Below are 20,106 nucleotides of genomic sequence, written 5' to 3'. Positions count from 1 at the left end.
AAATGATCAGGCGGTTTTCCTGTTGATCAGCGTCGATATTTCCGGAGCAAAGTAGTCCAGAATATTCAGCATAATAAGTATTCTCTCGGCAGTAAATGAGAGCACGAGTGATAGTTTTCCACCGTTCTGCTGTGTCATATGTTTGACGTGAATCAGGAATCCGATGAAGGATGAATGGATTGTTGTAGTGTCGCTGAGATCAAAGGTTATATGTGCCGATGTATCAACCTGTTCAAAATGCTGCATGTAATCGGCTACGGATTCAAATTTGATAGATTCGGGAAACAGCCATTCTTTAGTGTTGTGGATTTTCATATTCATAGTGTTTAACATCCCTGTTGTTAGCGTTTTTTTTACAAACAAGGGAGAAAGTAAGCCTCCTGCGTATTCCTCCCTCTGTATTTATTTTCGTTATAAATTGAGTTTTGCTAAAGAAAAAAACACCTGCGAGATTCCAGAAAAATCGCAAAGATTTCAGGCAATAGTTTTAGAATACGGACGGACGGAATTATTCATTAGTTTGGAGTTAAAAATCACTTGAAAAATGAAAGAATAGTTTTTAAGTGGTTAACAATCATTTGTTAGGTTATAGAATTACTCATTATAATGAATCAGGCGTCTTCTCTTCAAATGTTTCATCATCTGAAAAAGAAAGCTTGCTGGATGCGACTTTATTCGTTATTATGAATGATAGGCTATTTCTGAAATATTTTCTATTTTAGAGTCAGGATCCATGGCATGAGTTCTAGAAATTCGGGAGAAGCGATGAAGCTCGTTGAAAAGCAGGATAGAAGGCCTGTAATCAGGGCTGATATGGAGCATCTCAGAAAGCTCTTTATAATGCCCGATTCACCCGATAAATTTATTGAGTTTGGAACAGAACTCCTGGATCTTATTCATTCCTTTTTCAAGGAAAAGGGCGGCATACATAGTGCCATTTCCCTCCCGGATCTGGCAAAACTTTTTTCAGATATCAGCATCCCTCAGGAACCTCATCTGCTAAAGGACGTCCTTTTTGAAATAAAAAATAAAATGATAGCCCATTCGGTAAAAGTGGGAAATCCCTACTATGTGGGCCACATGACCAGTGCCATTCCCTATTTCATGATTCTTCTCGAAATGATAATTGCTGCTCTCAACCAGAACCAGGTGAAGGTGGAATCGGCAAAGGCATCCACCTTCGTGGAGCGCGAGTTCATTGCGTGGATGCATCGGCTTGTCTATAACAAGGACCCCAAATACTACAAGTCCCATATACAGAATCGCGATGTGGCCCTGGGGACGATAACACTGGATGGAACCCTGGCCAACATGACGGCTTTGCTTGTGGCACGCAACAAGGCCTTTCCGGCCGACGAGAGATTTCCCGGTATCAGGAGGGCGGGCATAGCTGAAGCGTACCGCTATTATGGCGTGAGCAAGGCCGTGATTATTGTTTCCAAGCGGGGACATTACTCCATTGATAAGGTGGCACGGACCATTGGACTCGGCGACGACAATGTGATCAAAATTCCCGTGGATTCACGGAACAAGATGGACATCAACAGCCTGGAAAAGGTGTGTGAGGATATTCGTAAACACAATGAGAATAGCAGGGAGAAAATTATAATAATCAGCATCGTGGGAATTGCCGGGACAACGGAGACGGGCAACATTGACAATCTCAAGGAAATAAGAAAGATAGCTACGAAATATAAGACCCACTTTCATGTTGATGCTGCCTGGGGCGGTTCGCTTCTCATGGTCGATGAATTCCGATATCTCTTTCACGGTATTGAAAGAGCCGACTCAGTCGCCGTTGACGCCCACAAACTTCTCTATTCACCGGTAGCTATGGGTATCGTGGTGTTTCGCAAGAAGGATGATCTGAACAATCTGAAACATACTGCTAACTATATCATCAGGCCCGATTCGGTGGACCTGGGACGATTCAATATTGAGGGCTCCCGTCCCTTTTCTGCCTTGAAGCCCTGGACGACGATTAAGATTTTCGGGAAGGACGGCTTCAAAGTCCTTTTTGAGCACGCCTTTGAACTGACCTCGGCGTTGAGGGGGCTGGTGGAGCGGCACTGCAATTTTGAGCCCATGAACCAGCCCGAGCTGTTTATTTACAATTACCGGTTCGTGCCGAAAAAGATCCGTGAGAGGCTTGAATCTCTCATGCTGAAGATAAATGGGAAACCTGACGGGGAAGCCGGACATGAGATAGAACTTGTCAGAAAGATAAATAATATTCTCAACGATCTCAATATTGAGCTTCACAAGGAACTGCGCGAGGAAGACGAGAGTTTTGTCTCGCGGACAATGCTGGATTCACCTTACTATCTGTCTCAAAATGTCGTCATACTGCGGGCCATAACAATCAACCCGCTCACAACACCGGAGATATTAAAGGAAATCGTAGACCAGCAGGACAGGCTGGGTATAAAAATCTACAAATCGGAATTCTATCATCGTCTTGAAAAAGTTTGATCTTATGCGGCGGTACGGGGTTGAAATTCTTATTGTCATTTTCTTCCTTTCAATTCCTTGCCGTGTACTGGCCGGAGACGAGGCGATGCCTCCTTCCCCCGATGAGCAAATCAGCTCCTATCAGTTAAGTGACGGATCTCTGCTGGGATTGTATCCGGCCAGGGCCGCCATTATCGATGTGAAAGGACGTGTAGCGCAGATATTTGAGACGCCGTATCGTGTGTATTATATCAAGGCTGGTATGCCCGCCTGCAAAGAAAAAATTGATAAAAATGCGGAAACTGAAACCGTGACGTTGCCGACGGAGGAAAGTTCCGCATGGTATGTAGGCTGCATAAATCGCGGTGATACCGTTCCCGTGTATGAAAAATTGCTTCCCCTGGATCCACACGAATGTTTAATAAAAAAATTATTTATTATGGATGACGCCGCCTATGTGCTTTACGGGACTGAAGAAAGTTCCGTGTCAGTTCTCATGCGGTTCAGCCTTAATGAAGGCAGGGTTGAACAAAAAGAAAATATTGTCGATGCCTGTTCCGTTCAGGGGAAACTGCTTCTCATCGAGGACGCCGGTGATTCACTCCGTCTTAATTTTAATGGCGGGACCGTGCCCCTCATGATGAGGGGAGCGCTCCGCATAAGTACTGTTTACAGGGAGCGCATGGCCGTGATAAGCGGTGATGACGGCAATGAACTGGTCGATATCCGCCTTCTGAAAAATCTCTATCAGTTTTCCCGGGAATCGGGCCTGAAGGTGCCCGATGAATACAATCTTGTCTTTGATGCCCTGGATGTGAATCCCGCAGATAAGCCCCTTGATGCCGAAACCATGGTTTTTTATAAAATTTTTATCGACGGCAGTGAAGAGGGAAGGACGGAGACGGGATTGAAGCATGTGGTGAAATCCTTCAAAATCATGTGTGAAGCCGGTGAATACCATGTTATCCAGGTGGAGCGGTGGGAGCTCGATAAATGGAAAAAACAATATTACCGCGCCAACAATGTATATCAGCCCGGGGCGGTAAGGATATTTGTTCCGGAAAACAGGATCATACGGCTTTCCCTGGAATTCGACGGACAGGAGTTTCAATTCCGCCAGAGCGTCATGAAGGAATAAAAGTCTGGAGTATTATTGAGAGGAAATAAAAAAGCGGCCCTTGAGCGCCGCTTTTTTGCTTAAATTAAAAATTATATGCGGATCAGTTAAAGTCGTTGATTCTCTCACTTTTTTTCTCGTTGGATTGCACGACTTCCTGCATATGTTTGTAATGAGGCGAATCAACGCCGTATTTCAACTCAACGGCCTGGAGCATACTCTTGTTTTTCTTGTTGCGGTATTCCATGATCTGGTCTTCTGTTGCGTGCTTGTACTTGGCCAGAACAGCCTCCATGTACCCATAACAGCTGGCCAGGTATTTATAGGCCCATATGTCCTTTTTGTTTTTTTCCGATAGAGCAAGGTATCTTTCCAGGATGGGAATGCAGGGCTTCATGTTCGCCAGGTCGTACTGGCTGGATACATAGGCCTGGAAAAGGCGCGCCTGGAAATTGATGAATTTCGGGTCCTTCTTTACTTCCACATTCTGAACCTGATCCAGGAAATTAATCGATTTGGTGAAATAGGTAACGGACTTCATTTTCGCTTCATATTTTTTCATGGCAATCTGGCGCTGTTCCTGGTTTTTTCTGTCGATTTCCTGCCAGTACCATCGTTCATTCAGGTTCTTTTTGCCCTTATTTTGCTCGACGATTTTAACCAGGTCATTTTCCATATCTTCCAGGATGTCCAGTCCCGTTGAATATTCATCAATGGAAAGTTTTAAAAGGTTTTCCGAATATTCCTTATTGAGCTTTTCCAGCTCCTCGATGGCCTTGACATAGGGTTGAAAATCGCGTATTCTCCATCCCGTATCATCGGGCTGAATTTTCCCTTCCTTTGCCGGGTCTGTTTTGTCTCCTGCCGGAGCCTGCTGCGCCACCAGGGCCGTCACCGTACAAAGCATGAGAAAAAGGCCAATAAAGAGTGCTGTTGTATTTTTAATTTTTGATTTCATTAGTATCCCCTTTATTTAAAACGTGGTATTGTTCACTATATTTTATCGGCAGAGGGGCTTGTAAAATTGATTCATTTTCTCTTTTGCCCGGTTTCACGGGGTGAATTTTTAGCGTTTTCATGAGAGAAGCAAGTCTCCCTGTCTAATAAGTATAATAATACCTTTTTATTTTGTTGACATCAATTTTATCAGGTTTATTCATATGAAATTACTGCAAATCCTGCGGATATGGATACAATTATGAATACTGATCAGGCAACCGGAAAAGGTGAAATTAAAAAATGCTCCTATTGTGAATTCAATGGCATTGTTCATCATGCCCATTACCTGGAACTGGGCGAGGAGCCCCTGCTGCCCTGTCCCCGTTGTGTCATACCGGGATGCCGCTGCGGCGGGCAGGAGCCCTATTATTATATTGATAATGGAAAGATACAGGACTGTTCCTGCCGCGAGGCCAGGATGCGCATAGAAAAGATCAAAAAAATATACAATCGGTCCGGCATAGACAGGAAATTCCAGTGGAAGTTTCTCGGTGATTTTGATGCCTCCCGGAACAGGCTGGGGAATGAAGCTAAAAATGCCGCCTATGAGATCGTCAGGAACTTTCCCGATGTGCGCAAGGGACTATTTCTCTGGGGGAATCCCGGTACGGGAAAAACCCTGCTTTCCTCCATTATGCTGACCGAAATCATTGCCAGGCACGCCGTGGAGGGACGTTTTGTGAAAATATCGCGCAATTTTTTCAACCGGCTTAAAGCCACCTTTCATGAGGCGTCGGAAACCTACGGCCAGTCGAGCCAGATCGAGAAGGAAGTCCAGGAGGTCGATATCCTGGTCATCGATGATTTCGGCGTTCAGCGCGATTCGCCCTGGGAGCAGGAAACTCTGTACAACCTGGTGGATGCCCGCTACGAAGCGGAAAAATTCACCGTGTTTACGTCCAATCTCAATCCCCTCAAGGCATTCAAGGAGCTCTCCGAGGGAAGGATTCTTTCCCGCATAAAAGAAATGTGTCATATCCTTGAACTGAGCGGCGAGGATTTCAGGAACAGCCTGTAAATGACGGACGTATATATCGGCCTGGGGACCAACCTGGGAGACCGAGAACGGAATCTCTCCACGGCCCTTTCGAAAATCAGGGAAGACCGGGGAATGCGGATCAAGGTAGTGAGCGGGGTCCTGGAAACGGAACCCGTGGACTATACTGATCAGCCCTTTTTTCTTAACCAGATGGTCATGGTGGAGACCGCCTATGAGCCGGAAAAATTGCTTGCCTTATTGAAAAATATTGAGCAGGATATGGGCAGAAAAGAATCCGTTCCCAAAGGGCCCCGAATCATCGATCTTGATATTATTCTTTACGGGTCCCTGGTAATGAAGACGGGGAGCCTTACCATCCCTCACGGGGAGATGTTAAGGAGAGTATTTGTGATGGACCAGCTTCTGGAACTCGATCCCGGGCTTGTCGATCCGGTGACACAGAAAAAAATCAGCGAGGTACGGTATGGCACTGAAAAACATAAATGATTTTAAAAAATTCAAAAAAGAAGGCACACCCATATCCATGCTGACCTGTTACGATTACGCTTTCGCCCGGATCATGGAAAAAACCGACCTGGACGTTATTCTTGTCGGTGACTCCCTTGGCAATGTCGTCGCCGGATACACCAGTACCATTCCCGTGACCATGGAGCAGATGATTTATCATACCGAAATAGTGAGGCGAGGCGCTCCATCCAAGTTTCTCGTATCGGACCTTCCTTTCATGAGCTATCATGTCTCCATAGAGGATTCTCTGCGTAATGCCGGGAATCTCATGAAGAAGACCGGCGCCAATGCGGTCAAGCTTGAGGGGGGTAGCGATTTCCGTGGCGTCGTCGAGGCCCTGGTGAGGGCCTCCATACCCGTAATGGGACACCTGGGGCTCACGCCGCAGTCGGTACACAAGCTGGGGGGATACTCGGTCCAGGGACGTGACGAGGAGAAGAGAAAGATGATCCTTGAAGATGCGAAAATACTGGAAGAGGCAGGGGCTTTTTCCCTGGTGCTGGAAATGGTTCCCGAGGAACTGGCAAAAGAGATATCGGAGAGTATTTCCATCCCCACAATCGGTATCGGTGCCGGTCGTTACTGCGACGGCCAGGTCCTGGTCGTCAACGACATGCTCGGCATTGAACAGGAATTCTATCCTAAATTCCTGAAAAAGTACGCCGATCTTTCCGTCACTATAACCAATGCCGTCAATGACTACAGCAGGGAAGTAAAGGAACGTCTCTTCCCCGATGAGAAAAACATATTCAAGTGAAAACCCCGGCAGCGCTGTCACATACCGGGGGGGATACTCTCTAACCCTTGCTGTGCGAAATGACGTCTTTCAGTGTCGTGGTTCCAAGAACCTTGCTTCTGCTATCTTTCATATTTTTAAACATGGTTTCCAGGTAATCCCTGAGTGGCGATTTTCTATTTGCTCCAGGGATATGCAGGCTGATGTCGTGTATATTGTCGATGATATTGGCAAGCAGGATATTCTCCGAGGCGTTAGCCGGAATATATTCCGTTTCGTCTTTCTGAACAATGATGCCGTCCCTGACAAACATGGCGAGGAATAAATCCACCTCTTCCGTGTTGTTGGAGCATACCTTCAGTATTTCGTTGAAACTCGCCGCCCCCTTGCCGCTTTCGAATTTTTCATATATATGGTGCAGAATGGCGATGCCGTAATAGACATGTGTCTCGACTTTTCCCTTTAAGGCCCGTTTCAGATCCCGGTATGTTTCGGGATGCATGAGCGTGTATGACACCTCGGCACCGTAGAGGATGATGACTGCCGAGGCATAGATCATGAGAAGGAAAAGAGGGATCGACGCCAGGGCGCCGTATACGGCAAAGGTTCCCCGGGCGAATGCCTTGACATATACGATGAAGGACAGGATGAATATTACCCAGACTGCTCCGGTGAAGGCTGACCCGAGCATTGCGTCCTTAACCGGTATTTTTGTGTTGGGAAGGGTGAGGTAGCACAGGAAGAACAAGAGCCAGATGATGATAAAGGGGGCCAGGAAATTAATGAGGAACGCAATGATGCTTTTTCCTTCCGTGCCGTTCCAGGTTTTTCCCCGGTCCTTTGACAGCATTATCATGCCGTTGTCACCTACGGCGCAGAACAGGCCCTGCCGGTGGATCAGTTTGTTAATCTGGTATGTGGGCAGTTCGTTAACTACCCAGTTTTCACCGCCGTCGACGGTGGTTGTCACGGTTCCCTTGGTCCCCACGACCATCCCCTCTTTTTCATTGAAGAAGTAGCAGTAATGGTAATTTATTTCCTTGAACTTCAGGTTTTTCCAGCTTTTACCGCCATCGGTGCTTTTCAGCATCACCCCCTCGTTCCCCATGAGCCATATGACGTTTTCATTGACGAAAAACGCGCTGTTTAAATTAATGGGCCTGTCCTTGCGGCGGGCCTCCTTGATATTCATGAGCTGCCATTTTTTACCGGCATCGGCCGTGTAAAGAATGATACCACCGCTCCCCGTTATTATTCCCCTGTTGTTGAAAAAGCTGATTGATGAAAAATTATTAACAACGCCTTCCCACTCCAGGACCTTCCATGTTTTACCGCCGTCTTCCGTTTCAAGTATTATTCCATTATCCGATGCCATGAAGCCGCGGCGTATGTCCAGCATGTGTATGTCGTTAATGGAAAAAACGCCCCATTTTCGAAGGCTCCAGGTCTTTCCCCCATTCGCCGTGTGCATGACAATCCCCTGGCTGCCGACTATCCATCCCTCGTTGTCAATGAACTGGATATCGTTGAACCTGATTTTTTTGTATTCCAGTATGTCTATTCCCAGTTCCTGCTGTTTGAATACTTTCTCACCGGCGATGAATTGATAGGCCTTCTGGTTGTCAAAATCTATTTTGTCATCGGTGATTGTAGTCAGCTGTAGTTTTTGTGTCGGCGAGTACTGTATTCTTGCCTTTGTTCCCGTCGTCCAGATGTTGCCGGCGTCGTCGAAAGAGGCTGAACGGCAGTGGGGTGCCGAGAAGAGTTCGGAAACCTGGGCGGCAACGGTCGTGCCGGCAATGAGCATTACCGGTCCCAGGGTCAGGGCCGCCCAGTAATATACTACTTTCAGAACCAGGGGACGCTGCTTTTTTATTTTCCAGATGTCGTTAAGGCTTTTCTCCAGAGATCTGAGCATGGCTGTTGCAGAAAAAATCATGATGGCGGCGCTGATGCCTCCGATTGCTTCCGCGTTCTCGATCAGGTCCGAGATGGCTGCGAAAAGGAAGTCAATGTTAAGTTTTATATTGTGCTCAAGCATAAAGAGGGAAATATTTTTAAAAAGATCTTCCTTTTTATCGCCCACCCCTGAGAAAATCGAATAGAAGGTGAGTACCACCGTGAGCGTGGGCACCAATGAAACAATAATAGTATAGGTTATTGATGAAGCCTTGGTGAGACATTCATCGGCCAGGAATTTGCGAGTAGATATGAAGAAAACCTTTACGACGGTTATCAGCCTGGAGAGGTATTTATTATATGCCCTGCTTCCAATACTGTCTTCAAAAAAATAGGCGATGAAACTGTTTTTCAATCCTGTGATTTTTACTTTGAGTTTCATCTTTTTTTTTGGTTTTGTTATTTTCTGCCCGTTTTTCTGCTCGGCATTCATCATGATTTTACTCCGGTGTAATTGGGGATATGTCAAAGTTATGGATCAGCTGCGAACCGGTGGTGATATTTACCGCCGAAGGGGGCGGAAATGCTTCCGGCGTAGTCCGGTTGCATACCAGGCCGCATATAATCTGAGAGTAAATGAAGTTGTTACCCCAGTCAATTAAAAAATAATTAGAGAATTTGGAGCATATATCTTGACAAATATTTTAATAGAGGTAAGGTCAAGAAGGAATCTGCAAATACGTGTCTTCGATAATTATCAATAAAAACCATAAATTACAGAGGTCGATGTTAATGAAAAAAAATTCACCGGTTATCATTATTCTGGTCTGTTTACTTTTTCTGCTGTCCTTGTCATGTAAAACGACCCAGGACGGTGAGAAGATGAAGGTTCTCCCCGATGGATCAAAGTACGCGGGTCAGCTCCGCGGCGATGTACCCGATGGATATGGTAAAATGATTATGCCCGACGGGTCGGTTTATGTGGGCAATTTTAAAGATGGGAAACCTCATGGCAAGGGGAAACTCACGCTTCCCGTGGGTACTGTTTATGAGGGTGATTTCGAGGACGGAAAACCCCATGGTCATGGGACGAGAATACTGCCCGACGGCACAAAATATGTAGGTGAATTCAGGGATGGAAGGCCACATGGCATGGGAACTCAATATAATCCCGATGGTTCCATCTATACCGGTGAATTTGCAGACGGCCTTCCTTATGGCAAGGGCGTCCTGACAAAAAAAGACGGCTCTGTTTACGAGGGGGATTTCATCAATGGTGTTCCCCACGGCAGAGGGGTGCTCACCTATCCTGACGGATCAAAATATACAGGCGAATTCAAAAACGGTGTTCCCTATGGCAGCGGCACAAAGACCATGCCTGACGGGACTGTTCTGGTCGGGACATTCATAAACGGGGAGTTGCAGGGAAGCGGCACCATGACAGCACCCGACGGGACCCGCTATACCGGGCAGTTTAAGGACGGGAAACCCCATGGAACGGGCAAACAGGTATATTCCGACGGTTCCAGTTACGAGGGGACGTTTCATAACGGGCGGCCCAGTGGTACGATAAAAATGAGAGACGGCAGTGTCTATACGGGGGAGCTTGAAAGAGGTAAACCCCACGGCTCCGGTGAAATTACCTGGAAAAACGGCGACTCCTATAAGGGCGAATTTCGCAACGGTCTTCCCCACGGAGTAGGAACTTTCACTCTTGCCGATGGTACGGTGCTCTCCGGAACTTTTGTCAATGGGAAGCTTACCGGAAAAGGAGAGCGGATAAGCCCCGATGGATCACAGTATGTGGGAACCTTTAAGGATAATATTCCCGATGGAAAAGGGAAGCTGACCCATGCCGACGGGTCCGTGTATGAAGGCGATTTTAAAAATGGCGTTCCCGAAGGAACGGGGACTATAACATATAAAGACGGTACCGCTTATACGGGTGAATTTAAAAAAGGGAAGCCCGACGGATCCGGCACCATTACCTATGCCGACGGGACCCGCTATATCGGGCAGTTTAAGGACGGGAAACCCCATGGAACGGGAACATTTGTCTATAAGGACGGCTCCAAATATACCGGTGCGGTGAAAAACGGTTTGCCCGGCGGGAAAGGCGTGCTTGAGTCGGCCGATGGATCACGGTATGAAGGGGACTTTCTCAATGGAGAACCTCATGGCAGGGGAGTTAAAATTTTTGCCGACAAATCGAAATATTCAGGTGAGTTCATGCACGGCAAACCCCATGGTTCGGGAACCCTGGAGAAACCCGATGGAACGGTTTATACCGGACAATTTAAAAACGGAAAACCTGAAGGCAAGGGAACGCTGACTTATAGTGATGGACGCACCTATACCGGCACATTTTTTAACGGTGAGCCCCAGGGTGTAGGAAGAATGACATGGCTGGATGGAAAGACATACACGGGAAATTTCAAGGAAGGGCTGCCCGAGGGCAAAGGGACTATGACCTGGAAGGATGGTCGCCGGTTCACCGGGTTGTTTAAAAACGGCGTTCCCCATGGAAACGGGACCATGACCTGGAAAGACGGCCGCAGTTATACGGGAAATTTTTTAAACGGTGAACCGGACAGAAAGGGTGTTATGCGTTGGAGTGACGGCAGAACTTATTCCGGCCAGTACCTCAATGGCGAGCCTCATGGTGAGGGTGTCATGAAATGGAAAGATGGCACCCGGTATGTCGGTGAATTCAAGGAGGGCAAACCGTCGGGAAAGGGGACCATTGTGTGGACCGATGGAAGGACCTATACTGGCGTGTTTGAGGATGGTGTACCCTCCGGTACGGGCACCATGAAATGGAAGGACGGCCGATCCTATACCGGTTCGTTCAAAAACGGTGTTCCTCACGGGCAGGGCATGCTCACCTGGTCCGATGGTAAAAGCTACAAGGGCAATTTTGTCGATGGGGAGCCGGCCAGCCCGGGAATTCTTATCTGGCCCGATGGTACGGAATACTCAGGAGATTTAAAGGACAGGGTACCCAACGGAAAAGGGATCATGACCTGGAAGGACGGACGTCGATATGAAGGGGATTTCGACCGGGGAAACATGCATGGAACCGGGACTATGACCTGGCGGGACGGTAAAAAGTATTCCGGTGATTTTAAAAATAACGAGATCGAGGGAAAGGGTGTACAGGTATGGCCCGATGGAGAGCGTTATGTGGGCGAGTTTAAGAAGGGGAGCCCCAACGGCAAAGGAGCCATAACATGGTTTGATAACAGGAAATATGAGGGGTATGTGCTTGATGGTCGGCCTCATGGTGTCGGTTCCTTTTCCTGGCCCAACGGTCAGAAATACAACGGTGATTTTAAAAACGGCAAGCCGGAGGGGAAGGGTACTCTGACCTGGGCCACGGGCTCTGTATATGTGGGTGATTTTAAGGATGGGAAGAGGCACGGAATCGGTACATACACCTGGCCCGATGGCCAGAAATATGTGGGCGAATATCGCGATAACAGGGCCAACGGGCAGGGTACCCTGTATAACACCTATGGTGATGAGATAGCCAAGGGACGCTTTAAGAATGATGAATATGTAGGGAAATAAAGTAATTCTGATGGAATAAAGATATTTGAGGGATTAATGTTTTAGCATTGACAAAAAATTATCTCTAATTTCCATTGTACTTACAAAATTAATAAAAAAGGATGTGATTACCAATGACCAGTCCCCTCGAAGTTGAGGTAAATGGCGATATCGAGAAAGCCTTTAAGAATCTTAAAAAGAAGATGGCTTTTGAAGGTATTTTCAAAGAACTCAAAAGGCGAAGATACTACGAGAAACCCAGCGTAGAAAAAAAGCGGAAAAAAGAGGAAGCTGAAAGACGCAGACTGAAAAAGATGAGAAGAATGGCGGCTCAGCAAAGCAGGACTAAAAAGGTTCAAAGAGGACCGGGTATGTAAGACCTGCTGATGAGAAGTTTAAATGTAATCGAAAAAAATAATTTACTTGAATAAGGGTCAGCGACATCAAACGATGTCGCTTTCTTTTTATATCCCCATCATTTAAAAGATAACTGCTATGAAAGATCGAAATACAATGGCGCCGCTGGCTGAGCGATGTCGCCCCGGGACACTTGAGGAATTTGTGGGGCAGAGGCATGTGCTGGATAAGGGGAAAATAATCCACTCCATCATTGATTCGCGCAAGGCCTTTTCCATTATACTGTGGGGAGAACCGGGAACAGGGAAGACCACCCTTGCCATGCTTATTGCCCGATACTGCTCCATGGACTCCCATTTTCTCAGTGCTATCTCCGCCGGCGTTGCCGATGTGCGCAAAGTAATCGATACGGGAAGAAAAAACCGGCAGGAGGGAATGCAGACCCTGTTATTCCTTGATGAGATCCATCGGTTTAACAAGGCCCAGCAGGATGCCGTTCTCGGTGCCGTGGAATCGGGTGATATTATCCTCATAGGGGCGACAACGGAAAACCCTTCCTTCAGTGTGATTTCGCCTCTTCTCTCCAGGACCCGTGTTATAAAGTTGAACCCTCTTTCAAACGAAGACCTGTCCTTAATTCTTGATTCCGTCATGGCCAGGGATGAACTTTTCAGCTCTGGGGATATGACCTTCGGGGACGGGGTAAGGGACCGCCTTATCGACCTGGCCGGAGGGGATGCCCGGCGGCTCCTGAATATACTGGAAACCGCCCATGCCGTTTCCGACGGCAGTATGATTACCGGTGATAACCTTGCCGAGGCCGTGAAAAACAGCATGCTCTATTATGACCGGGCCGGCGAGAAGCATTATGACACCATTTCGGCCTTCATTAAATCACTGCGGGGCTCTGACCCCGACGCGGCCGTATATTATATGGCGCGCATGATCCTTTCGGGAGAGGACCCCCTTTTTATTGCACGGCGCATGGTCATCTTCGCCTCGGAAGACGTGGGCAATGCATCGCCCACGGCTCTGACCCTGGCTGTCTCTGCCTTTACGGCAGTGAAAAATATCGGCCTGCCCGAGGCTGAGATAATCCTGTCCCAGTGCGCCGTATTTCTTGCATCATCACCCAAGAGCAATGCCTCATATCTGGCTATCGGGAAGGCCAAGGAAGCAGCAGCGGCATATCCCCACGAAATCCCCTTTCACCTGCGTAATGCCCCAACGGACCTGATGAAAAAGATGGGATATTCGAAAGGCTACCGCTATCCCCACGACTTCCCGGGCCATTTTGTCGATGAGGCATATCTGCCCGATGCCATAAAAGACTTGGTGTTTTACGAACCGTCGGAGGAAGGAACGGAGAAGGCCATGGCCGAAAGGCTTCGGAGGCTCTGGCCCCGCAAGTACGGGAAAGAGGAGTAGAAAAATGAGGCGCATAAACAAGTAGAGACGCGATGTCTCGCGTCTCTACTTGTTTATGCGCCTCTATGTATTTTTCTTTTTATGTGGTTATACTAAATTCTGCTTAGAACGCCAGACCGAAGGCAGTTCCCAGGGCAAAGCCCCGGTTCGTGTCCAGTGCGTCGGTCATGATTACGTCAATGTTGAACTTGTACCGGCTGGTCTTAAGAATGGCAAGCCGGATCCCCGTGTTGAAGCAGCCCCGGTACCAGTTGTTTGATCCCATGGCATCAACACTATATGAATAGTTGGCAAAGTCGTTGATCCAGTGAACGTATCCTTTAAGATACTGGGGCAGGAGGTTCAGGTCAAAGCCCATGGAGAAGTCGATGTTGCTGTTGTCGTAGTTATCTCCAAAGGTTTTTCCCACAACCAGGGTGGTCTCGGCCGGCATGGAAAAGAAGTTGCCGCTGTAGGTCACGGCCATGTAGAGCTGTCCATATGTTCCATGATCGGCATAGCCTCCGTTGGGTTCGCCATCGTCCCTTCCCATGTCGATGAATTGCAGGTTGCCACCAATGGCCAGGGCCGATGATCCCGCATTGTAAAAATTGATTTTTGTGTGAAGGATCATATCGTTTTCATCTTGCGCGGCGCGGTCCTGGAGATCAAAGGCTACTCCCAGTTCCCAGATGTTGAAGAGCTGCAGCGTAACCTTGGGTATGTGAGAGCTGTCATCATTATCGTTGTTGATATAATGATACCCGACATCAAGGCCGATCTTGGCGTCCTCCCATCCCGTATTGGCCGTGGGTGTGGAAACAAGTCCCGTTGTCCCTCCGAAACTGGGACTCTTGAAGGCCTCGGCAAAGGCATTTCCCGAAACCAGGGAAATAAATAATACAAGAACAAATGTTGTAACGGTATTCCTGATGAACATTTTCATTGTGCATATCCTCCTAATTTTATTCATTCTGTTTATGGTTAATATTTTAATATATGGTGCAATACTACAATAACAAGTGAAACATGGCAACATAAAAATTTCTCTTTTAATAACCTTTCCCTGTTTTCGGTATACAATTACTGCATCAGCTCCTTCATTAACTGGACTTTCTCATCGGCATGAATAATGACCTGAAACTGGTAGTTGTCTTTTTCGAACGTGGCTATTCTGATCCTGTATGTAGACTGGCTGTCCAGTTTCTGCAGGGGGTCGGTTATCGATGCGCAGACCGTTGCGTCTCTCTGCTGGTCCCAGGTGCCGGTAAAATTTCTGCCCATCTCGGTGAAAAGAGAATTCCGCTTTTTATTAAAGGATGATATGTCTATCATTCTGTCTACGGTGAAATAGGTTTTCGCCACTCTCATCTTTGTGGTGAATTCATCGGGATGAAACTGTGCGATTACACTGACCCGGATGCAGCGTGTCTCTTTCTCAAGCCTGAAGAAAACCTGGTAGGTTTTTCCCCTGTCTATAGCGTCGGGACAGGGCGAAAGTTCCCCGGAACTGGCGTTGAGCGTGGACATGATGTCACCGGAGCCCCGTGTCCCTGCACCGGCGCAGGCTGTTAACACGGATAAAACGAGTAGTGATATGAGTATTTGCATGCTTTTCATGGAGGCTCTGACCCCGGATAATGGACGCTATTGTGAAATAATCTCCATTATGATGCAATATCTTTATGTCCCGTCATCTAAAAATTTTGTGAGAAATGTAAATTTTTCTTGCCTAATGAAGCCATAGAATCTTAATTAACAGTCTGGCCTTATGCCAAAAAGCCACGATGATTCTCATTTTTGATGATAATATTCGTATAATTTCAAAAATGTCTATATAATCATATAATCTGACACGGGAATAGGGTTCCTGGAATGGTGCTTGCTCTATGTTTTTAAAATCAATGGAACTTTTTGGATTTAAATCCTTTGCTGACCGGACCATGGTCCAGTTCGAGCCGGGAATTACAGCTATTGTGGGTCCCAATGGATGCGGGAAATCCAATATCGTTGACGCCATTAAATGGGCGCTGGGGGAGAAGCAGGCCAAAAATATCCGCGGCTCTAAGATGGAGGATATTATTTTCTCCGGCACGGATAACCGCAAACCCGTTTCACTATCGGAAGTTTCAGTCACCATTGACAACACCGAACGCATTCTCGATTTCGACGCCGATTCCGTCACCGTGGGCCGCCGTATCTTCAGGGACGGCGAATCGGAATACCTGATTAACAAATCCCCCGTTCGCCTCAAGGACATTGAAAAGCTTTTCATGGATACGGGAATCGGCAAGTCGGCTTATTCCGTCATGGAGCAGGGGAAGATGGATCTCATCCTCTCGACCCGGGCCGAAGACCGCCGGTATCTCTTTGAAGAGGCGGCGGGAATATCGCGCTTCAAAATGCAGAAGAAGGAGTCCATCAGGAAACTCGAGGAGACGGGCGAGAACCTGAAAAGGCTCAACGATGTTATAAAAGAAATAGAGCGTGAAAAGGATCTGAAGGCGAAGCAGGCCGATAAAACCAAGGATTATCTCTTACTTCGTGATCAACTGCAGGACCTGGACATAAAACTGAATATTCTGAAATTCCGTGATCTTGATAAGCGACTTACCAAAGTGCAGGACGATATCAACCGCCTGAAAGAGGAGCGGGAAAAAATATCGGTCCGCGTATCATCCATATCGTCGGAAAACGAGAAGGATGAAAAGAGAAAGAACGATATCCAGCATCAGCTCTGGGAGCTGGACAAGCGCCTCGACGCCTACAAGATCCGCGTGGAGGATATCGATAAGAAAACCGATATGAACCGGCGGAGCATTGCCGAGCAGGAAGAACATCGGGCCGGTGTCGATAAAAAGATCCAGGAGCGGACTGAAAACCGCAAGCGCCTTCTTGAGGAAAAACTTAAAACTGAAAAGTCCGAGGTTGATATCCGCGGTAAAGTAGAGAGCGACAAGGTCAAGCTCGCCAACCTCTTCGAGTCGAGAAAGCGCAAGATAGAATCCATACATAAATCGCGCGACACTATCGAAGAAAATAAAAGGCTCATCAAGGAAAAGGAAGAAATCCTGAAGAAGCTTCGCGAGGCCCTGGAGGTGGTGGTAAAACAGCTTATTGACGCCATTGATAAACGCAAGGCCGAGCTCCAGGGGTCCGAGGATGAACGCCAGCAGGTCCGAGGAATAATTAACGAGACGCTTAACAGTATGGATGAACTTCTGCGCAAGGCCAGGCAGAGCCTTGAAGTCGGGATGGCCGAGGAGGCGGTACGGTACCTTGCCGGGATCGATATAATTCTACTGCGCAATAATATCCAGAAATTTGAAAGCTATGAGGACGGGTTCCGGTCCATCCTCTTCGATAAGACGGGTATCCATGCCAGGAAGGAAGAACTGGACAGAAAAATCAAGGCCGAGACTGACGCCATTGACGGGCTGCGGAGCCAGAACTCCATGCTCGATGAATTTATCCAGAACGAACAAGCCGAACTGGAAGATATAAACGGCATGATCACCCGCATTGAAAAAGACCTGTCAAAATTCGAGAATGATATTGCCTGGATCGAAAAGCATCTGCAGTCCCTGGGATACCAGATCAAGGACATGGATATGCAGATCGAAAACCACCGCGAGGATATGCAGCGCTCCGAGAAGATAATGAAAAACCTGAAGAATGAGATTCAGGAGTGGGAAAACAGGCTCATCGAATTCAATGAAAAGAGCAATGCCCTGATGAAAAACATCACGGAGTTCACGAGCCGGCGCCAGGAACTGGAACAGAAAATTCACGACAGGAAAAATATTTCACGTAAAGATGAAGAGGAGTTGTCGAAAATCGTTGATCGCATCGGCAACCTGGAAAAATCCACCGTGGAGCTCATGTTTAAAAAGTCCAACATCGAGGATTACATCTGGGTGGATTACGAGAAAAAGGTCGAAGAATTCAGCAAGGTCGTCCTCGATGAATCGCAGTTGAATGATATCCAGTCTTCGCTTCAGGGCGTGAAGGGTAAAATCAGCGATCTGGGCCCCATCAACAACCTGGCCATAGAGGAATTCAAGGATCTGAAAAAACGTTTCGAATATTTCATAAGCCAGAAAAAGGACATTGAGTCCGCCCGGGAGGACATTCTCTCTGTTATTGAGGATATAAACAAGACTTCCGTTGACCTGTTCCTGGATACGTTCAAGGAAATACAGAAAAACTTCTCCCAGATATTTCGTCAGCTCTTCGAGGGCGGCGACGCCATGGTGGAACTCACGGACCCGGAGAATATTCTCGACAGCGGCATCGATATCATGGTGCGCCCTCCCGGTAAAAAGGCGAAGAATATCAACCTGCTTTCCGGGGGAGAACGGGCCCTTACGGCCATCGCGCTGCTCTTCGCCACCTATATGGTGAAGCCGTCGCCGTTCTGCTTTCTTGACGAGATCGACGCCCCTCTCGACGAGGAAAATATCGGGCGATTTCTGAAGATGCTCCGGGAGTTCGCCAAGGGTACCCAGTTTATCATTGTTACGCATAACAAGAAGACGATGAGTATCGGCGCATCGATCTATGGAGTCACCATGGAAGAGGCCGGGGTTTCCAAGGTGGTGTCTCTCCAGATGAACAAGGTGGCCAATCCCAACTAGGGAATGGTTGTGTTATAATAAACAGGTTTCAGACAATATCTCTAAAGATAATGTGGCCACAGAGACACAGGGGCACGGAGAGTCGGGTGGAAATTGCGTGAGATAATCCATGGCCCAATTGAAAAAATACATAATCTCTCCCGGGTTTTTAAGCATTTGTGATTAAAAAATGTAATTGCCCGTTGTTTAAGCTGTTGATATATTAAAAAGTATGATGAGCAGGCTTCCAGAAAACAGTCCCCTTACTTACCGGCTTTCTATTTTACTGCTTTTTCTTGCTATGGTATCCATTTCGTGCTGGAACGGAAGCCCCGCTGAACTCGCTATACCTGTAGACTATCATGACCCTTCCGAAGTACGATCATTTTTTGAAAATGTGGAGGCGCAGCATCCCGACATTGCCCGCCTGGAAACTGTGGGCTTCAGTGTGCGCGGCGAGGAAATCATCGCCCTGGTTTTATCGGATAACCCGGAGCTCAATGAACAGGAGCCGCGGGTCCGTCTCACCGGGACCATACACGGCAATGAAATAATCTCGGGCGAAATACTTATCCGCCTCATCGAAGAGCTTACGGGCCGATACGGCACGGACCCCGACATCAAGAATCTCGTGGACACCCGGTACATCGTCATCATTCCCGTCATGAATCCCGACGGCATGTGGGACGGGCGACGGTATAACGACCATGATGTCGACCTGAACCGGAATTTCAGCACCGCCTTTGTGCCGGGCGGGTCCCATGGCGATGTTGCATTCTCGGAACCCGAATCGGCGGCCCTGCGGGATTATTCCATGGACAAAAATTTCCATCTGTCGGCGACGTTTCATGCCGGGACGGTCATTGTCAATCTTCCCTTCGATTATGCCCGTATGAGTACCGGCGGGGATATTCCCCTGGAGAACGATCTGGTGTGGGAACTGGGGAAAATCTATTCCATGGCCGGGACATTTCTGGCCAATCCCGACATTCTCGCCGATCCCGATGTGGATGACGGCGTCATTAACGGTGGTGACTGGTACATCGCATATGGGTCGCTTCAGGACTGGAGCTATGTGGAAAAGGGATGCATCGATATTACCATAGAAATCGCCGATTACAGTCCCGAAACCGAAGAGGGCATAGACGAAGTCTATGCCTATAACCGTGAGTCACTCCTGGCCTATATCGACGCCGCCGGCCTGGGCGTTTCCGGATATGTGGAGGATGGAGGCGGGAATCCCCTGCCCGGTGTAGCCGTAAAAGTAACGGACGGCGATATCATCACCCATACCGATGAGAACGGCTGGTTTCACCGCATACTTCTCGATGGAGAACACACACTGGAGTTTTCTCTCGATGGATATATATCCGCAACAGAAACCGTCACCGCTCCGGGAGTGCTGCCCTCGCCGGTAATACTGACTCCTGAATAGTAAATTCTGGCACCGGTTTACGGTGTTTGTCCG

The 20,106-nt window shown here is 47.7% G+C and carries 15 protein-coding genes; 10 read left to right on the top strand and 5 right to left on the bottom strand.

The genetic code is table 11. The features are described 5' to 3' along the window. Positions 1-6: 6 nt before the first annotated feature. Entirely contained in the window at positions 7-321 is a 315-nt protein-coding gene (locus CVV44_15440) for a hypothetical protein (GenBank protein PKL37733.1), read from the bottom strand. Positions 322-765: 444 nt separating this feature from the next. Here CVV44_15440 and CVV44_15435 point away from each other — a divergent pair, with 444 nt between their 5' ends. Together CVV44_15435 and CVV44_15430 are read left to right on the top strand one after the other, a co-directional pair. After that, positions 766-2,472 (top strand): glutamate decarboxylase, encoded by a 1,707-nt coding sequence (locus CVV44_15435; GenBank protein PKL37732.1) that lies wholly within the window; start codon positions 766-768, stop codon positions 2,470-2,472. Beyond that, positions 2,459-3,589, top strand: a complete 1,131-nt coding sequence (locus CVV44_15430; protein ID PKL37731.1) for a hypothetical protein — start codon at positions 2,459-2,461, stop codon at positions 3,587-3,589. The genes CVV44_15435 and CVV44_15430 overlap by 14 nt, the downstream gene beginning before the upstream one ends. Positions 3,590-3,671: 82 nt before the next feature. On the opposite strand, the gene CVV44_15425 is transcribed toward CVV44_15430, so the two are convergent. Further along, on the bottom strand, positions 3,672-4,526 hold the full coding sequence (locus CVV44_15425) for a hypothetical protein (protein ID PKL37730.1): 855 nt from the start codon (positions 4,524-4,526) through the stop codon (positions 3,672-3,674). 228 nt (positions 4,527-4,754) lie between these two features. On the opposite strand from CVV44_15425, the gene CVV44_15420 reads away from it, so the two are divergent. Genes CVV44_15420 through panB form a run of 3 tightly spaced genes read left to right on the top strand, consistent with a single transcriptional unit; the run spans position 4,755 to position 6,831 of the window. After that, the gene (locus CVV44_15420) at positions 4,755-5,585 is read left to right on the top strand and encodes a DNA replication protein DnaC (GenBank protein ID PKL37729.1); all 831 of its coding nucleotides are present in this window, start codon (positions 4,755-4,757) and stop codon (positions 5,583-5,585) included. Next, positions 5,586-6,053 (top strand): 2-amino-4-hydroxy-6-hydroxymethyldihydropteridine diphosphokinase, encoded by a 468-nt coding sequence (gene folK / locus CVV44_15415; GenBank protein ID PKL37728.1) that lies wholly within the window; start codon positions 5,586-5,588, stop codon positions 6,051-6,053. Next, positions 6,031-6,831: a 3-methyl-2-oxobutanoate hydroxymethyltransferase gene (panB, locus tag CVV44_15410; protein ID PKL37727.1), complete on the top strand. Its 801-nt coding sequence runs from the start codon at positions 6,031-6,033 to the stop codon at positions 6,829-6,831. The genes folK and panB overlap by 23 nt, the downstream gene beginning before the upstream one ends. Before the next feature lie 40 nt (positions 6,832-6,871). Here the strand turns inward: panB and CVV44_15405 are convergent, their stop codons facing one another. Then, positions 6,872-9,205, bottom strand: a complete 2,334-nt coding sequence (locus tag CVV44_15405; GenBank protein ID PKL37726.1) for a hypothetical protein — start codon at positions 9,203-9,205, stop codon at positions 6,872-6,874. Between the two features lie 245 nt (positions 9,206-9,450). Here CVV44_15405 and CVV44_15400 point away from each other — a divergent pair, with 245 nt between their 5' ends. The 3 genes from CVV44_15400 to CVV44_15390 all read left to right on the top strand — a co-directional run bounded on the left by CVV44_15400 (position 9,451) and on the right by CVV44_15390 (position 14,043). Beyond that, complete coding sequence (locus CVV44_15400) at positions 9,451-12,279, top strand: hypothetical protein (protein PKL37725.1); 2,829 nt, start codon at positions 9,451-9,453, stop codon at positions 12,277-12,279. 113 nt (positions 12,280-12,392) lie between these two features. Beyond that, a complete protein-coding gene (rpsU, locus tag CVV44_15395) occupies positions 12,393-12,635 on the top strand; it encodes a 30S ribosomal protein S21 (protein ID PKL37724.1) in 243 nt (80 codons plus the stop codon). Between the two features lie 118 nt (positions 12,636-12,753). Then, complete coding sequence (locus CVV44_15390; GenBank protein PKL37723.1) at positions 12,754-14,043, top strand: AAA family ATPase; 1,290 nt, start codon at positions 12,754-12,756, stop codon at positions 14,041-14,043. A gap of 103 nt (positions 14,044-14,146) precedes the next feature. Here the strand turns inward: CVV44_15390 and CVV44_15385 are convergent, their stop codons facing one another. Next, positions 14,147-14,962, bottom strand: coding sequence for a hypothetical protein (locus CVV44_15385; GenBank protein PKL37866.1), 816 nt, complete (start codon positions 14,960-14,962; stop codon positions 14,147-14,149). Between the two features lie 143 nt (positions 14,963-15,105). Beyond that, on the bottom strand, positions 15,106-15,642 hold the full coding sequence (locus CVV44_15380) for a hypothetical protein (protein PKL37722.1): 537 nt from the start codon (positions 15,640-15,642) through the stop codon (positions 15,106-15,108). Between the two features lie 269 nt (positions 15,643-15,911). Between CVV44_15380 and CVV44_15375 the strand changes: the two genes are divergently transcribed. Further along, positions 15,912-18,659, top strand: coding sequence for a hypothetical protein (locus CVV44_15375; GenBank protein ID PKL37721.1), 2,748 nt, complete (start codon positions 15,912-15,914; stop codon positions 18,657-18,659). A 211-nt stretch (positions 18,660-18,870) separates the two neighbouring features. Further along, a complete protein-coding gene (locus CVV44_15370) occupies positions 18,871-20,073 on the top strand; it encodes a hypothetical protein (GenBank protein ID PKL37720.1) in 1,203 nt (400 codons plus the stop codon). The last annotated feature ends 33 nt before the right edge of the window (positions 20,074-20,106 follow it).

The organism is Spirochaetae bacterium HGW-Spirochaetae-1 (genome assembly GCA_002839375.1).
In the GTDB taxonomy this organism is placed as follows: Bacteria; Spirochaetota; UBA4802; order UBA4802; family UBA5550; genus PGXY01.
Note: the sequence above shows the minus strand (reverse complement) of the source record. Positions and strands in the feature narration are given on the sequence as shown.